This is a genomic window from Paenibacillus sp. V4I7 (assembly GCF_030817275.1).
GTDB lineage: Bacteria > Bacillota > Bacilli > Paenibacillales > NBRC-103111 > Paenibacillus_E.
The window spans coordinates 2,394,729-2,411,431 of the sequence record NZ_JAUSZD010000002.1 but is presented as its reverse complement, the minus strand read 5'-3'; the positions used below and the strand labels follow the sequence as shown (position 1 = coordinate 2,411,431).

At 45.9% G+C, this 16,703-nt stretch carries 9 protein-coding genes; 4 read left to right on the top strand and 5 right to left on the bottom strand.

Annotated features, from left to right (window positions below; genetic code table 11):
* Nucleotides 1-33: 33 nt before the first annotated feature.
* Together QFZ80_RS12035 and QFZ80_RS12030 are read right to left on the bottom strand one after the other, a co-directional pair.
* Entirely contained in the window at nucleotides 34-2,427 is a 2,394-nt protein-coding gene (locus tag QFZ80_RS12035) for a 3-hydroxyacyl-CoA dehydrogenase/enoyl-CoA hydratase family protein (RefSeq protein WP_307559063.1), read from the bottom strand.
* An 87-nt stretch (nucleotides 2,428-2,514) separates the two neighbouring features.
* Nucleotides 2,515-4,548, bottom strand: coding sequence for a (Fe-S)-binding protein (locus QFZ80_RS12030; RefSeq protein ID WP_307559061.1), 2,034 nt, complete (start codon nucleotides 4,546-4,548; stop codon nucleotides 2,515-2,517).
* A gap of 1,325 nt (nucleotides 4,549-5,873) precedes the next feature.
* On the opposite strand from QFZ80_RS12030, the gene QFZ80_RS12025 reads away from it, so the two are divergent.
* From QFZ80_RS12025 to QFZ80_RS12015, 3 genes are read left to right on the top strand one after another with little or no spacing between them, the layout of a single operon-like run.
* Nucleotides 5,874-6,461 carry a fatty acid metabolism transcriptional regulator FadR gene (locus QFZ80_RS12025; RefSeq protein WP_307559058.1) on the top strand — a complete coding sequence of 196 codons (588 nt, stop codon included), beginning with the start codon at nucleotides 5,874-5,876 and terminating at the stop codon, nucleotides 6,459-6,461.
* 38 nt (nucleotides 6,462-6,499) lie between these two features.
* Complete coding sequence (locus tag QFZ80_RS12020) at nucleotides 6,500-7,264, top strand: electron transfer flavoprotein subunit beta/FixA family protein (protein WP_307546432.1); 765 nt, start codon at nucleotides 6,500-6,502, stop codon at nucleotides 7,262-7,264.
* Nucleotides 7,265-7,283: 19 nt separating this feature from the next.
* The gene (locus QFZ80_RS12015; RefSeq protein ID WP_307546433.1) at nucleotides 7,284-8,270 is read left to right on the top strand and encodes an electron transfer flavoprotein subunit alpha/FixB family protein; all 987 of its coding nucleotides are present in this window, start codon (nucleotides 7,284-7,286) and stop codon (nucleotides 8,268-8,270) included.
* A 63-nt stretch (nucleotides 8,271-8,333) separates the two neighbouring features.
* On the opposite strand, the gene QFZ80_RS12010 is transcribed toward QFZ80_RS12015, so the two are convergent.
* Together QFZ80_RS12010 and QFZ80_RS12005 are read right to left on the bottom strand one after the other, a co-directional pair.
* Nucleotides 8,334-9,401: a DUF418 domain-containing protein gene (locus tag QFZ80_RS12010; protein ID WP_307559056.1), complete on the bottom strand. Its 1,068-nt coding sequence runs from the start codon at nucleotides 9,399-9,401 to the stop codon at nucleotides 8,334-8,336.
* Between the two features lie 4 nt (nucleotides 9,402-9,405).
* Complete coding sequence (locus QFZ80_RS12005; RefSeq protein ID WP_307546435.1) at nucleotides 9,406-9,975, bottom strand: TetR/AcrR family transcriptional regulator; 570 nt, start codon at nucleotides 9,973-9,975, stop codon at nucleotides 9,406-9,408.
* Between the two features lie 174 nt (nucleotides 9,976-10,149).
* Between QFZ80_RS12005 and QFZ80_RS12000 the strand changes: the two genes are divergently transcribed.
* Nucleotides 10,150-10,572: an ester cyclase gene (locus QFZ80_RS12000; protein WP_307559054.1), complete on the top strand. Its 423-nt coding sequence runs from the start codon at nucleotides 10,150-10,152 to the stop codon at nucleotides 10,570-10,572.
* A 22-nt stretch (nucleotides 10,573-10,594) separates the two neighbouring features.
* Here the strand turns inward: QFZ80_RS12000 and QFZ80_RS11995 are convergent, their stop codons facing one another.
* Entirely contained in the window at nucleotides 10,595-16,702 is a 6,108-nt protein-coding gene (locus QFZ80_RS11995) for an OmpL47-type beta-barrel domain-containing protein (RefSeq protein WP_307559052.1), read from the bottom strand.
* Between the last annotated feature and the right edge of the window lies 1 nt (nucleotide 16,703).

Sequence of the window (16,703 nt, the reverse complement as noted above, 5' to 3'; positions counted from 1 at the left end):
GGCTTTCTAATTAGATAGGCAAGTTCTTCTCTCTTAGTTCCGCAGTGCTTTCCCTTTGGAAAGCATGTATTGCATACGCTGCTGTGTTTTCAGCTCTCCACAAAGACTAAGGAAAGCTTCACGCTCTAAATCGAGCATATATTGCTCTGTGACTAACGTTCCTGCTGGCACATTCCCTCCTGCAAGTACGTGCGCAAGCTTATTCGCGATCAATTGATCGTGCTCACTGATATATCCGCCTTGGCGCATCGTATAGGCAGCAATTTGCATCACCGCTTTGCCATTCTCGCCAACGACACGGATTTTCTCTTGGGCAGGAGGTATATATCCCGCTGCTTCCATGCGAAGAACCGCTTGCTTCGCTTCATAAATACGATGATCCGGATTCACAACGACCGTATCCCCAGCACGCATATAGCCAAGACGTTTCGTGTCATGACCGCTCGTCGACACCTTTGCCATTGCCACCGTTTCAAAAATCGCATTAATCCACGGCTGAAGATCGACCTCAGGATCACGAACCTGTTGACTTGCTAGAAGTGCTAACTCCTTACAACCGCCACCGGCAGGAATTAAGCCAACTCCCACCTCAACGAGTCCATAATACGTTTCCGCTGAGAAAATGATTTGGTCTGCCGGCATGCAAGCCTCAACTCCGCCACCAAGCGTCATCTTGTGCGGAGCAGCAACAACTGGCTTTTCCAGCCTTTTGAGCTTCAGCATGGAGTTTTGGAATAAACGAATGATGCCGTCCACTTCATCCCACTCACCATCCTGCGCTTCCATTAACAACAGCATCACATTGGCGCCGACACAGAAGTTTTTACCTTCGTTAGCGACAACCATTCCGCGATAGTTGCTGCGTACTTCGTCCACGCTTTGCTGAATCATCGTGAGAATATCGGCACCAATGGCATTGTTCGGCGAGTGAAACTCTAAGCAAGCAACCCCGTCACCAATGTCAATCAAGCTCGCTCCGCTATTGGAGCGGATGACTTTATTTTGCTGTTTTAAAGAGGCAAGTGAAATGAGTTCTGGCCTTGTTTCAACGCCGGAAAACTCATTTTTCAGATAGTAAAAAGTTTGGCCTTCCCTGCTCTCATAAAAGCTGTCATGACCCGCGGCAATCCAAGATTTTACCCAATCAGGCACCTTACTGCCTTCCGCTTCCATTCGTTCCACAGAACGTTTCAATCCAATGGCATCCCACGTTTCGAAAGGACCGAGATCCCAGTTAAAGCCCCATTTGAGCGCATTATCAATCTCGACAATTGAATCTGCAATCTCATCTAATTTCTCTGCGGAATAGAGGAGCACTGGCTTCAAAATGTTCCACGCCAGATCCGAATAGCGATCTTTGGCACCGAGCAAGGCCTTTATCTTCCCTACCGTACCTTTGGCCTGCTTCGAAGCTTCCAAAGAGCCTGAACTGATTTTGCGGCTTGCCGAATATTCCATGGTATTTAAATCTAGGGATTGAATTTCTTTGCCAGCTTCGGACTTCACTTTTTTATAAAACCCTTGGCCTTGCTTCTCTCCGATCCAGCCTTTTTCTACCATTGTTCTTAAAATGGCCGGTGTATTGAAAACTTCCTTCTCCGCAGGGTCAGTCACAAGATCAAACACGTTATTGGCCACATGGACGAATGTATCCAGACCCACCAAGTCCAGCGTACGGAACGTCGCGCTCTTAGGACGGCCCATTGCCGGACCGGTTACAGCATCCACTTCTTCGACGGTGTATCCATTTGCAAGCATTTCACGCAAAGTAACCAAAAGCCCATAAGTGCCAATTCGGTTGCCGATAAAATTCGGCGTATCTTTCGCTTGAACAACACCTTTTCCAAGCTTCCTCTCACAAAAATCGGTCATACAAGCAACAACTGCAGGGTCTGTCTGTTCATTTGGAATCACTTCCAATAATTTCATGTAGCGAGGCGGATTAAAAAAATGAGTGCCAAGGAAATGCTTTTTAAATTCAGGGCTGGCGCTTTGGACCATGGCGTTGATTGAAATGCCCGATGTATTCGAGGAAACAATCGTTCCCGGCTTCCATACATTTTCAATACGGCTGATGAGCTGCTGCTTCGCCTGCAAATTTTCCACAATAACTTCAATAATCCAATCCACGCTTCCAAGCTTCGCTAAATCATCCTCCAGATTACCTGGTGTAATGCGTTCAGCGAAAGCTTCACTGTATAGGGGAGCTGGGTTCGTCTTCTTGAGCTTATCCATCGCATTAAGAGCAAATCGATTACGCACCTTAGGATGATCTAACGAAAGGCCGGCAGCTTCTTCTTGCGGCTGCAGCTGGGCAGGCACCATATCGAGCAATAACACAGGAATGCCTACATTTGCCAAATGGGCAGCGATACCGGAGCCCATCACACCGGAGCCGATAACGGCCGCTGTACGAATCTTTGTCATATGGAAATTTCCTCCTACATGATTTTTTCAGTTTTCGCATCAACCTTGACAAAAACGCTCGCCCTTTGGGCTGCGAAGTCGTTAATCCTAAGGCGTTCCAAACACAGACAAGGCAAGAATTTCAGCGATGTCTCTCGCTTTAACCTGTTCCTCGACCTCCTTAAGCTTCGTTCCATCCTCCACCATCGTTAAGCAATACGGACAAGCAGAACTGATAACGGTGGGTTTCACACTTAAAAGCTGTTCAGTGCGTGCTACGTTAACGCGCGTTCCTGCGGTTTCTTCCATCCACATCATGCCGCCTCCGGCACCGCAGCACATACTGTTTTCGCGAGAACGGGCTTGCTCAACCAACTCAACCCCTGGAATCGCTCGTAGTACATTGCGCGGCTCTTCATACACTTCGTTGTAGCGGCCTAAATAGCAAGAATCATGGTACGTAATACGCTCTCTAACTTCATGTTGCGGCTTAAGACGCCCCTCTTTCACCCACAGATCCAACAGCTCGGTGTGATGGAATACGTCTGCCGTAAGGCCAAATTCGGGATATTCATTTTTGAATGTATGATACGTATGCGGGCACGTCGTTACGATTTTCTGAACCTTATACTTTTGAAAAGTCGCAATATTGTCCGCACACAGCTGTTGGAATAGAAATTCATTGCCCATCCGGCGAGGTGTGTCCCCGGAATTCTTCTCCTCATTGCCCAAAATGGCAAAGGTGACACCAGCTTCCTTCATCAATTTCACAAAAGAATGCGTGATCTTGCGGCTGCGATTATCGTAAGCGCCCATGGAACCCAAGAAAAACAAGTACTCGAATTCAGGATTTTCCTTCACCGTGCGCACACCGAGTTCATCATCCGGATCTACTTCTTTGACCCATTTCACACGATCATTCCGGCTAATACCCCAAGGGTTTCCTTGTCTCTCGATGTTTTGCAGAGCACGCTGACCATCATGAGGCATGATGCCTTGCGTCAGTACAAGATGTCGGCGCAGATCGATAATCTTATCCACATGCTCATTCCCAACGGGACATTGATCCTCACAATTGCGGCAGGTTGTACAAGCCCACAGCTCTTCTTCTGTTATAACGCCGCCAATGAGCTCAACCTCAAGCGGGTTTTGAGTAGTTGGACCAGCGAAAGCAAAAGCTGGAACCCATGGTGACTTCGAGGTAATGGCGGCGCCTTTTTCCGTCAGATGATCACGAAGCTTCGTAATCAAATGCATCGGCGACAGCATCTTGCCTGTTGTATTCGCGGGACAAACATTCGTGCAGCGACCGCATTCCACACAGGAGTAGAAATCAAGCATCTGTTTCTGCGTGAAATCCTCGATTTTGCCTACACCGAACGACTCCGCCTCTTCATCCTCTAGATCAAGCGAAGCCAATTTACCAGTAGGTTCCGTGCGGCGCAGCAAGATATTGATTGGTGCTGTAATAATGTGAAAATGCTTCGACTGCGGTACATAGATTAGAAATGAGAGTAGGATCAGCAAATGCATCCACCAGCTTATATAGAAACCAACCGTAGCCGCTGTATGCGACATACCGCTAAAAGCTGCTGCGAACAGAGATGAAATTGGTGCAAATGCAGATGTCTCCATCCCTTCTTTTATTTGTTCAAACCCACCGCTGACGACGACAGATAGCATCAAGAAAAAAATGAAGAATATAACGATACTAGGCTTCCAACCGCGTTTCAGCCGTTTTAGCTTTTCTACATAACGGCGATAAGTCGCATATCCCATGGCCAGTAGAATCAGCGCTACCGTCACTTCCTGCATCAATGTGAAATAATCGTAACCTGGCATTGGTAACCCATGGCCAATTAATCCCTTCAGAATGAGATCCAGCGCCCCAAGCTGCAATATAATGAATCCATAAAAGATCACAATGTGCATGATGCCGCTCTTCTTATCCTTCAAAAGCTTGGTCTGGCCAAATACTTGAATCGCAAACTCCTTCAGACGCGCCTTCGCTTCCGTTTTCAAATTCACTGACTTACCGAGTCTAATGTACAAATAACGATGATAGACAACACGGCCAAACAAATACACCGCAAACCCCGTAACCGCCAGAAATATTAGAAACTGAATGAGTGAACCGGTCATTGAAGACCCTCCTTAGCGTTTTGCTTTAGCAAAACTTTCTTCATAAGCGTGTTCTGCGTTTTCGTAAGACTTCGTATGATTTCGTAAGATTTCGTAAGAAAAAGCGTAGCAAGTTCCATTAGTAAGTTCCCTTTCTAATCCATTTAAAGTCGACGAAAACTCGATTGTTTTGAGCGAACCAGATAATAAGAATCGAGCGAATCACACCTTCTTGCTCGAAATTCAGATAAATAAGAGCCTCTGGAGACTGCTATTTCCTCATTTTCTTTGACTTCTACAGATATAGGAGTCTTTAGGGACTCTTATTCCACTTGAATCACACCATCTCGCTCGTCATTCATTATCATTCAGATAAATAAGAGCCTTTAGAGACTGCTATTCACTCATTTTCTCTGACTTCTACAGATATAGGAGTCTCAAGGGACTCTTATTCCACATGAATCACACCATCTTGTTCGAAATCCAAGTAAATAAAAGCCTTTGGAGACTGTTATTTCCTCATTTCCTTTGACTTCTACAGATATAGGAGTCTTTAGGGACTCTTATTCCACTTGAATCACACCATCTCGCTCGTCATTCAGATAATTAAGAGCCTTTAGAGACTGCTATTTCCACATTTTCTTTGACTTCTACAGATATAGGAGTCTTTAGGGACTCTTATTCCACTTGAATCACACCATCTTGTTCGAAATCCAAGTAAATAAAAGCCTTTGGAGACTGTTATTTCCTCATTTCCTTTGACTTCTACAGATATAGGAGTCTTTAGGGACTCTTATTTCACTTGAATCACACCATCTCGCTCGTCATTCAGATAAATAAGAGCCTTTAGAGACTGCTATTTCCACATTTTCTTTGACTTCTACAGATATAGGAGTCTTTAGGGACTCTTATTCCACATGAATCGAACCATCTTGCTCGAAAGCCAGATAATAAGAGCCTCTGGAGACTGCTATTTCCTCATTTTCTTTGACTTCTACAGATTTAGGAGTCTCTAGGGACTCTTATTCCACATGAATCAAACCATCCTGCGCGAATCCAAACAATAATGAGCCAAAACCTCTATCCACCTACTGAAATCCGGAGCCTCACTCACCCCAAAAAGTAACCGCTTACATTCAACTATCGTAAAAAAGCAAGTTCCATTTGACCCTATTTCCAGAGTTGAAAAATGCTTCATTGTGAAGTGTAAGCCGGCAAATCTTCCTACTTGCTTAATCAGCTGAATAAGTCGTTGACAAGGCGTACTGCGTATTTTATGATGAGATTACGAAAATGAATGAGTATTCATTCACCGATATTTGTATTCTAACACCGAGGTGATCTCCTTGACAAGTGGCAAAAAACCAGACAAGTATTACGCAATACTCGAAGGCGCTCTGAAAGTGTTTGCTGAGCATGGCTTTCACAAATCCCAAGTATCCCGAATCGCCAAGGAAGCTGGAGTAGCCGATGGCACCATCTATCTTTATTTCAAGAAGAAGGAGGATATCTTGACCAGCCTGTTTCAGGAGAAATTAGGCGAGCTTGTAGAGAAGCTCAATCATGGGCTGAACGAACAAATGACAGCTAGAGAAGCACTACACAAAGTATGTGAGATTCATTTCAGTGTACTGGAAGGGAATATTCATCTTGCTTACCTCACCCAAATCGAGCTCAGACAGAGTGATCTCGAGCTACGCAAAGAGATTGGTCTTGCACTAAAGAGATATATTATCCTCATTGAAAATATATTAGAAAAAGGTAAGAAAGACGGCAGTTTCCGTCCTGATTTTGAAGTGAAGCTTGTGAGGCTTCTCATTTTTGGCGGCATGGATGAAGTCGTTACTTCTTGGCTCATTTCCGGGCAGAAGTATTCCTTAACCGCTCAAGTTGGGCCTACCATTGATTTTTTCATGAAAGGCATCGAGTCTTAAGGTCTGTATAACATGTATATTCAGGAAGGGGCTTGACTATGGACATTTTTGTATTGTTGAAGCAAACGTTTGATACGGAGGAAAAAATCGTCCTGCATAATGGGGCCGTTCAAGAAGATGGCGTGAAATTCGTTATCAATCCTTATGATGAATATGCGGTTGAGCAAGCGATTCAAATTCGAGATGAGCTCGGCGGCAAGGTTACTCTGCTCTCCGTTGGTCCCGAACGTACCGCTGAAGCACTACGTACTGCTCTGGCGATGGGGGCTGATGAAGCCGTTCTTATCTCCGATGAGCGCATTAAGGGCGATGAGTTCGAAGTAGCTGAAATTTTGGCCAACTATTTGCGTGGGCAGTCCGTCGATCTTCTATTGGGCGGTAATTTCTCTGTCGATAATGGGGCTGGGCAAGTCGCTATCCGACTCTCCTCCCTGCTAGGCTTACCTCATGTTGCCTCTATTACGAAGTTGGAAATTTCCGGAGGAAAAGCGGTTGCCCACCGCGATGCAGAAGGCGACATCGAAGTGATCGAGGTACCTCTCCCTGCTCTGTTCACAGCACAGCAAGGCTTGAACGAACCTCGCTATCCTTCACTTCCTGGGATTATGAAAGCAAAGAAAAAACCGTTCCAGCACTTATCGCTTGATGATATAGAGGGCGCTGAATCTGCAGTCGCCAAAACAGAACGATTGGAATTAACCCTGCCACCTGAACGCAAGGCAGGCCGCATTCTAAAGGGCGACCTTCCACAGCAAGTTACCGAACTCGTGCAAGCATTACGCAACGAATCCAAAGTGATCTAAATAAGGGGAGGCTACATTTATGAGCAAAACATTTCTCGTTGTTGCAGAAGCACGCGGCGGCAAGCTGCGGCAAGTATCTTTTGAAGCGTTACGCGCAGCGCAGCTTTCCGCTGCTGAAGGCGATGCCATCGCCGCAGTATTGATTGGTGGCGCTGGAAGCAAAGCGCTTGCTGGTGAGCTTGCAGCTTATGGCGCAGACACCATCTATGTCGTCGAAGACAACCAGCTGGACAGCTACAGCTCGGAAGCCTATTCGAGCGCTTTGCTGGCTGTCACGGACATCGCCCGGCCAGGCGCGCTCTATTTCGGCCACACAGCAGCAGGCCGAGATCTCGCACCGCTGGTCGCGGCGAAGCTCGCAGCTGGCCAGCTCTCTGACGTAACGGCTATCTCGCGCAGCGGGGATAGCGTGCAGTTCACGCGACCGCTTTACGCTGGCAAAGCCGTCGAAAAGAAAGCGTTTACCGACCCGAATGGCACATGGGTCGTCACGATAAGACCGAACAACATCGCTGCATCCGAGCCTGACACTTTGAGTCGTCAAGCTGAGGTCATCGATGTTGCTTACCCCGCTCCCTCCCTGCGCAGCATCATAAGGGAGGTCGTCAAGAAAACGTCCGGCACCATCGACTTGGCAGAAGCCAAGATCGTTGTCTCCGGCGGACGGGGCGTGCGCAGCGCCGATGGCTTCCAGCCGCTCGAAGAGCTGGCTGCCGTCTTAGGCGGCGCTGTTGGGGCTTCCCGCGGAGCCTGCGACGCGGGCTACTGCGAATACGCGATGCAAATCGGCCAGACCGGCAAGGTCGTGACGCCGGAGATCTACATCGCGTGCGGCATTAGCGGCGCCATCCAGCATCTTGCCGGGATGAGCTCTTCGCGCGTGATCATCGCGATCAACAAGGATGCTGAGGCGCCGATCTTTAAAGTCGCCGACTACGGCATCGTCGGCGATCTGTTCGAGGTCGTGCCGCTGCTGACCGAAGAATTCCGCCGTTTACTCCAGTAGCTTTTACGAAAACAGCCTGATTACAGATCATTTAAGATCTGCAACCAGGCTGTTTTTTCTATCCTAGAATTTCCGCATGACCAATTCCAGCGGTCCTCGCTTAAATTTACGTTTCCAGATTAGTGAGAATACAATTGCGACAACGAAATAGGTCACAGCATACAGCATCGAGAAGATTAAGGAACCATTTTCTAGAATACCGAATATTTCAAGAATACCTAGCCCCACAATGACATGCGTGACATAGTGTGTCAATGTCATCTGCCCTGTCTCGATGAGCGCATGGACGATACTGCGAGCATATTTGCTTTCAGCAAGATAAATGCATAATAAGATAACTAGAATTGCCGAACTCGTTGCTGAGGACATGTAAAGCATATTCGGCGGCATCGGCTTTGTTTGAAATAGATACACGGCTATTTCCGTCCCGAGATAAGTACCTCCTATTTTCAAAGCAGCTAAGGAAATTATCTCACTCCCCACCCATGCAATCAGCGAGATGATAAGCCACTTTTTCCTAACGCTTGCTTCCGAAAATTTTAGCCTACCGAACCACATCCCGACTAGAAAGAAGCAAAACCAGGGTATCGCTGGGTGAAAACCATTGAACCATGTATTCCGTAAAAACCCATTCACAGTCCAGAAATCCAAATAAGTATGAAAAGATGAGTCCCAGCCTGCTGTATAGTCGTATTTCAATAGGAACCACTGTGCACTTAACCAAATAATAACAGCTGCACCCAGCAGCATTTTACCAAAAGCACGTATCAGAAAGGAGGCTATAAACAAAAACAAAGCATAATAATGCAAAATGTCAGCGCTCCATCCAAAAAGGATCAATATAAAACCTAAGAGAAGTAGGTATAACGATCTTTTCCAGACGATAACTCTTTGCTTACGCAGTAATCCCGTATCTCCTACTCTTGCCTTTCGTGTCATAATCGTAAAACCAATCCCTGCTAACACAACAAAAACGGCAGAAGCCCTTCCCTCGAATAAACTGGCGAACCAAGATAGCCACGCAGGGCCACTGCCCTCTGCCCCCATTGCGATTTTGAAATTGACAAACATCATACCCAGTATGGAAATTGCTCTTGCCAAGTCAAGCCCTGTTATTCGTTCTCCGCTCACGTATTTATCTCCTATTCCACACTTGCTCCACACTATATTGCCACAATCGTTCGTAATCAAAAGCGAGTCCAAGCGTCATATAGTTGTCGATTTGGTCGATCACTAGTGTCAGCATCTCGGCTTTTACACTTAGATTTTCCCCACTAATTACGCCAAGATTCACTCCGTGCATGAATAAAGCAGTAAAGCCTTGAACATACGTATCAATGACAGCTTTAACAGCTTCGAGAATCCTCTCATCTCTAGTGCTTTGAATCATAAATTCTTTCATTATCAATGAATAATGAGGATCGTTACGCTGCTCTTGAATCATTTTCAGGCCGCATGTAATGAAATGCTCTTTGAAGTTGTCGGTCGTAAATTCCTTTATCGGGAAAAAGGAATCAAACCGAATCTCCTTGCACACCTCTTGAAGCAGCGAATGAAACAGAGCCTCTTTCGAGGAAAAGTGGTAATACAATGCTGGTTTTGTTATGCCAACTTCCTTTGCAATCATGGATAAGCTCGTTTTCTCAAACCCATTTCGGGCAAATAGGCGATAGGCTTCATTTAGAATTAGGTCGTAGGTCTGCATCGTTTCCTCCTTGTTTTTACTTACCGTTAGGTAAAATAATACCCATATTTTTCTAGTAGAGCAAGATGTTTTTGTATCCTAGTAAAAAAAACGAAAATCTCTCTGAAATTAATCAGTGAGGTTTCGTTTTCATGTACAATATATGCATAAATCAATTTTGTGAAGAGGTGCCCTATGACCACATTACCATCAGAAATCATACGCCAATTTTTTGAAAAAATTCGCTCCGGTCTTGCGCCGGATACAGCTAATCTCTACATGGCCGAGCAGGTGCTTGCTCATCAAATGACCGCAGAAAACGAAACCACCGTTCGCCGAACACCAGCTAATTATGCGGATCACGTTAGGGAAATGATCGCAGCCTACGGTGATTTCCACTTGGAGGTACAAGAACTTATTGCACAGGATGATCGTGTTTACGTACGCTGGAAACAGACCGGCACTCATATTGGAGAAGTTGACGGCTTTCCGCCAACTGGCCAAACTGTTATAGAGATCGCCAGCGCTGTTTATCGCATCGAAAACCAACGTATCGTAGAATATTGGATTCAAATCGATCGTGAAGGCATCCGCCTGCAGCTCCAAAGAAATGCTTAAGTCACTTCTGTTTTCCCATTGTTTATTTGTTATGTGGCACGCGAACTGTGCTTATCGATGTTGCTTGATTACCTGCATTGTCGGTTATCGTGTAAGTAATCGTGTATATTCGCTCCGTTCCATTACCTAATCTTTCCGCCCGTAACTGAAATGAAGTAACGGGCATGCCTATGTTAGCCTCAATGTCACCCTGACCACTATCCGGTTCATTACTTGTAATGGAGGTTAACACTACGGAAGCGACACCTGACCAAGCATCACTCGCGTACACCGCAGCATGAACCGTCACCATTTCATGATTCGGCGGCCAATTTGACGTTTTATCTAACTGAACAGTGAGTAATGGTGCTGTTTGGTCAATTTTAAACTCCATTGTTTTGACCTGTTCGACATTGCCTGCGTGATCCGTGCTGCGATAACTGACCTTATAAGTTCCTTCAACAAAGGCAGGAATGGAACCGGTATAGGTTATCCAAGCCCCGTTATTTACTTGATATTCTGTTTTTGCTACACCAGATAAATGGTCATACACGGCTATGCTTACCGTTACTTCAGATGTATACCATCCGTTGCTGCCGTTTGGAGTAACCGTACTTAAGGAGGCACTGCTTACAGGAGCTTCCATATCCCCCTTAAAATAAGCCCAATCCGTCTGGATTCCTACTAGCAATGCAGGTGCGCTGGCGTTTTCAATCAAACTCCCAGCTTGGGTTCCAATGGAAATCCGGGTTCCTTTCATTAAGCTTCCTGTAAATCCATTCAATTGACTTTTTTTCAAGATCCCTTCCGTCAAGACTCTTCCCGACTTCCCTGGTATAATCCGCTCTAGCGCGATGCCTACGAAACTCCTAGGTGAATCAGCAGCGCTCATGAGCCGCAGCGTGGTATTGTCGGAATCAAAACGCACAGCGGCAAATCGAGGAATGCCAACCTGGGTATTATTTTGTAAGGTTAACTGCTTATCTAGCACCTGAGGATAGTATTCCGTACCTGTAACGTTATACTCCGCCGCTCTCCCTGAAGTGCCTAGAATGCCATTCATTTTTGCCAAAATGTACGTATTGGACTGATTTGTATAATTTTCATTAAAAATAATCGTTTTGGTTGTTCCATCTTCAAAGATCACTTGAAGTGTCTTATTAATGAGGGTACAGTCCCCCAGCCTTCTTCCGAGCGTATTATTAACTTCAATGTTAGAATTCAGACCTACTTTGATGCCGGATATGTCCCAATAGCCGTATAGATAACCGCTCAGGCCACCTCCTCCGTCTCGAGTTTCATACTGACCTAGAATAGCTGGTACTGCATCACCGCTGACCCTTACACTTGAACTACTGCCTGTGGATTTACTGAACAAGGCTAGCGCTCTTCCCCTGTGCTCATCCGAATAGCCAATAGGTGTACTGTTATTAAAGGTAACCTTATAATCCGCATGATTCGCATATTGGTTTTCTGGTTTTTGTGTAATCCAAGGCGAATCGTCCTGAACCATGTAAGTCCCAATAATCTCTGTGTTGTTGAAAATAACCTCATCTTTGGTCCCACTGCCTAGCGATTGTATGATAATTGGTTTCAATGTCTCCGTAGAAACAATTTTGCTGTCGTTAATGATATTAATCTGGGGTTTGGTGAAATCCTCCCGATTATGCACATACCAACCATCAGCTTTGGATACAAACGTGCTGCCATATACAATCTCCGTTACGCCGCTGGCTGAACCATAACCCCAAGCATGGGAACCTACCCCGCTGATCCCTCCCCATACCTTGGCCGGGTCTAAGTCTGCGGGTGGAGTAACCCCCGGATGCGCTGCCATCCAGTTCTGACGATACACGACAGCTTCCAGATTGCCGTAATGCTCAATATGGGAATTTTTCACGATATGGATAGCATCCTTATTATTGCCATTGTCTTCGCTGTGAATCGGATATCTCATGTTTTTGGCGGTGACGGTGAGATTCTCCAGATTTGCGGTCCCCTTCAACCATACGGTCGATTGATTAGTAATTTCACTATTTGTGGCCGATGCGGCGTTCTCTCCTTTCAAGATAACTTGATCCCTATCAGTTCCTCGAAGCGTAGTAAACGGCTTTACCACCCAATTTTTCTCCGTGTACACGCCCGGATAGATCAGAATGACATACTGCTTGGCAGAGCTGCTATCCAGAATGCTATCATTAGCCAATTTTGGAGAGATATAATCGCCGGTTCCATCAGGCTTCACCGTCAAGGTGACTGTTTCGTAAACCCCTTCTCGGACTGTTACAGATGTAGTAGCCGTTTTGCCGCCATCCACTGTTGTAACCGTGATATGAGCGATTCCCTCCTTTTTCCCGTAAACAGCGCCATTCACGTCCACTATAGCCACCTCAGGATTGTCCGAGCTCCAAGAAACTGTCCTTTCTACCGCATTCAGAGGCTCAATGATAGCCCTCAACCTCGCTGTTGTTCCAGGATTAATTTCCATAGCCGTTTTATTCAGACTAATTCCCGAGACTCTAGCAGGGATAGGATCATTGGCATAAGTCACCGGCCGAATCTCCACGTCGTCCAGATAGTAGCTATCTGCCGCTGCTGGAAAATCCGTATAGATATACATGGTCAAATTGGTAATAGCGCCGGTTTCATTTAGCTTGAAATACCCTTCTGCCTTTTTCCAAGTAGAGGCATCCATCGCAGGCCCTGTTACCATCACCACCTGTTTGGTCTCTCCATTCACTTTGTACTGCAGACAAATCCGCAGCTTCTCCCCCGCTGTGGAGCCAGCAGCCAGCTTACCCCAAGCCGAATAATAGTATTCTTTACCATTTTCGACACCGGGGAAAAGAATTTTTCCATAAGCATACTCCTTGGTTACTTTTACTGACTGATGTCCGGAATGGTACTCCGTGGTATTTAGCTCAGCAGCGACTCTTTCACCCGAGTATGGCAGAGTACTCATTTCCATCCCTGGGTCTATTAATATATTATCTCCTGCTATCTTAAATGGGCCGGAAACATACAAGGTCTCTTCTAGCGCTTCCCAAGCAACGTTGTAACCAAATAGTTCGTTTAAATCATCAGGTGAAACCAACAGATCATAGCTCGTCGTCACAGGAACATGCTGTAAGGTTACAGTTGTATTTCCTTTATAAGCTGTAAGCTGTCCAGGTACGACCCGAATAACGTGGCCATTCTTTATCGCTAGGATAGCTCCGGTATCATCTCGTTCCGTCATAATCCCGTCCTTCGCCAGAACTTCAGCCAGCGGCAGCATGACGCTGCCGTCGATCATTTCCAGCGGAGTTACGGTTTTTATCGGTTGTCCATTCAGGTACATTTTCACTCCCGCAATGGGAACCTTCACCAATCCAATCTGGTCAATGCTGAAATCACCCGTGGCCGTAATGGGATCGAACCGGATTGCTTCGATATTTCCCGTCCACTTCTTGTTGCTCCACATGGGAACATAATAGTCCGTGTAACCGCTGTCATTTGGCTTTACAAATAAACCGATTCCTTTGGCTTCATTCCATGTTTGATCCGTTTCCGTAATGAAATAAATTTGTCCTGCCGTATCACTGGAACTATTTTTCATCCGGATATGGATATAGGGGTTTTCTTCTGCTGATATCCCTAACGCAGTCGGTGAATGAAGGCCTGGATCACTTCCCGTTGATGATCCTAAATAGTGTCCTCCTGCTATGCTTACCTGAGAGACTTGCTTCGCTACCGTCCAGCCTTCACTGTCCCCATCTGTGTTAAAATCCCACAACTTGCTGTACGTAATCGGACTAATATCCGTTATGGGAGGTACGTCCACTGTTTTTGAAGGAACAATCCGCCCTTGGGGATATAAGCCTTGGACTCTCTCCTTCTGCGCCTCTGTAGGTACCCCATCCGAATGTTCTCCGCCCTCCGTAAACACATTACGAATCGCGTTCAGATACTTGTACCCGTTTAATCCGGCAGGCATGATAAAGTGGCCTTCTCCATATTCATTCCAGTTGTCCAGAAGAACCATTTTCCGGCCCACACTGTTTGCTGGCAAAGATGGCACAAAAGTGTCCTTCACCCATTGGCTCGTTGACTGGAACTCCTCAGGCGTCGCATAATATCCGGCTGGGCCATCCCAGGCACGATCGTCCCTTCCCATGCTGACAACGGGAACCACATCCATGGAACCAGCATCTCGTTGCTGCTCCAGCTTTGTCTTTTGCAATTCTTCTTTCCCTGCAAAAGCTCCCCATGAGTAGGCAAACATCGCATCTAGTCCGGCATCATTCTTCATTTCTTGTATCAAGGAAGCGTCAGAACTTGAATTGGATATTAGAATAATAACATCATCGAAACCGGCATCTCTGGCTGCCTGTCTTACATATTCCACTTCTGCCTTAACACCTGCCGCAGTGCCTCCAAAATTCCGTTTCAAGCCAGAGTAACTAAAAATCCCAATGACAGGCTTATTGTCAACAACGACATACCTGGGATCTTTAAAATAGTATTCCATCCAATAAGGCACTACATTATTTCTGAAATCCTGGCTTCCACTAACTTTGGAGGATGAAGCCTCCCACATGATCATAAAATCGGCTTTGTCGCTGTACTTGGCATTGAAATAACCATCATGAAGCGCCGCACCCAGGCGAGGCTCCTTAATCGGCTTTCCTTCTGAGCCTGTCGGTCTGTACCAACAATACATCTGGAAGTCAATGCCATGCTCCGCCATCCATTTGATTTCCCAGTCTGCTACTTCCGGGTTGCCTTCATCATAATAACCAAGATAAGGCTTCCTTTCTGGATATGGATTGATCCGATCCCATCCAAGGTGCTGCCCTTCTCTCCACAAAGAACAAGCCTGAGCTCCTACCAGCTCATCATCCGAGTTAGCGGGAATAGGTGCGGGCACATAATCCAGAGGCTCTGCCTCCTCGTGATACAAGAAGATATCATCCAGCGACATGCTTCCCTTATTTGAGCTTCCGATTGAAAAGTTAACGCGATTAACACCGCTAAACGGGATGTCGATTTGCTCCACTTTCAATTTGCCGTTGAGATAGAGATCCGCTTTGCCGGTCATTGTATTTAATTTGATTTTTACATGATACCAGAGGTTTGGAATGTAGTCGTAGAAGGCCACATTTTGGCCGCTTGCGTTCTTATAAGCAAATTTCCCGTCTGCTGTAAGCCATTGGAAGACTGTCGAATTTTCATTTTTTAGCGTTGCTGAGAAACCATCCATTTTAACGGGAATCAATACTTTGTACTCATAAATCAAGCTTCCTTCCTGGGAAGGAAGGGATTTCTCCATACTCATCTCGCCAGTCGAATTCGTCGCGTTCATCTTCAGACTAAACACATCCGGCGGCTTTGAATTATCCATTTTCTCCACAGCAATCACACCGCCGTTCGTCTGGGACTGCCAATCTTCAGGTAAAGGGCCTTGAACCGTGGATATCAATTTCTCATTAATGGCATACCCTTTGTGAATCTTTACCGGAGCAAAAAATAGGTCTCCCGTTGTTACATCACCCGTAATAACGAGAAAGTTATCTATCAATGCCACATCGTTCGTAAAACTCTTCTCCGATGCTTTTACGATACCGTTTACATAAACCTGAACTTTTTTTGCATCCAGATTAACGATTACTTTGACTCCATATTCGACATTAGCGTTGATAGTCTGGAGATTGTGACTTACTTCACCAGTTTCCAGAACTAAACTTCCATTCATCACCCCAAGGCCGACCCCTTCGGTTCCTCCGCTTCGAAGCTGCCACTTTACGCCGTTTACGACCGTTGGCATCTTAAAACGGTATTCCAGGGTAAGGGTTCCCGTATTCTGAGATCGCATTTTTTTATTCATGGATACGGGAAGTACATCACTTGTGTCACTGATTTTAAACCAATTGTTAAAACTGTAGGAAATCGATCCTCCAGCTCTTCTCACATCCCATCCGCTGGGTACGATGTCACTCGGTTCGTAGGAAGTGGCAAGGTTAGAAAAATCTTCATCCAACAGGTATTCCGCTTTGTCCGGAGCAGTTGTTGTTTCTGCATAAACCGTGGATGTTTCCCATGGATTTACAGTTAAAGTGGCCAACATGCATACCATCATAAGAATCGCAAACAGCTTGCGCCTTGTCTCCATA

Coding starts and splice junctions, on each gene's coding strand:
- QFZ80_RS12035 (WP_307559063.1), bottom strand. CDS start 2,427: ATGACAAAGATTCGTACAGCGGCCGTTATCGGCTCCGGTGTGATGGGC.
- QFZ80_RS12030 (WP_307559061.1), bottom strand. CDS start 4,548: ATGACCGGTTCACTCATTCAGTTTCTAATATTTCTGGCGGTTACGGGG.
- QFZ80_RS12020 (WP_307546432.1), top strand. CDS start 6,500: ATGGACATTTTTGTATTGTTGAAGCAAACGTTTGATACGGAGGAAAAA.
- QFZ80_RS12015 (WP_307546433.1), top strand. CDS start 7,284: ATGAGCAAAACATTTCTCGTTGTTGCAGAAGCACGCGGCGGCAAGCTG.
- QFZ80_RS12005 (WP_307546435.1), bottom strand. CDS start 9,975: ATGCAGACCTACGACCTAATTCTAAATGAAGCCTATCGCCTATTTGCC.
- QFZ80_RS12000 (WP_307559054.1), top strand. CDS start 10,150: ATGACCACATTACCATCAGAAATCATACGCCAATTTTTTGAAAAAATT.
- QFZ80_RS11995 (WP_307559052.1), bottom strand. CDS start 16,702: ATGGAGACAAGGCGCAAGCTGTTTGCGATTCTTATGATGGTATGCATG.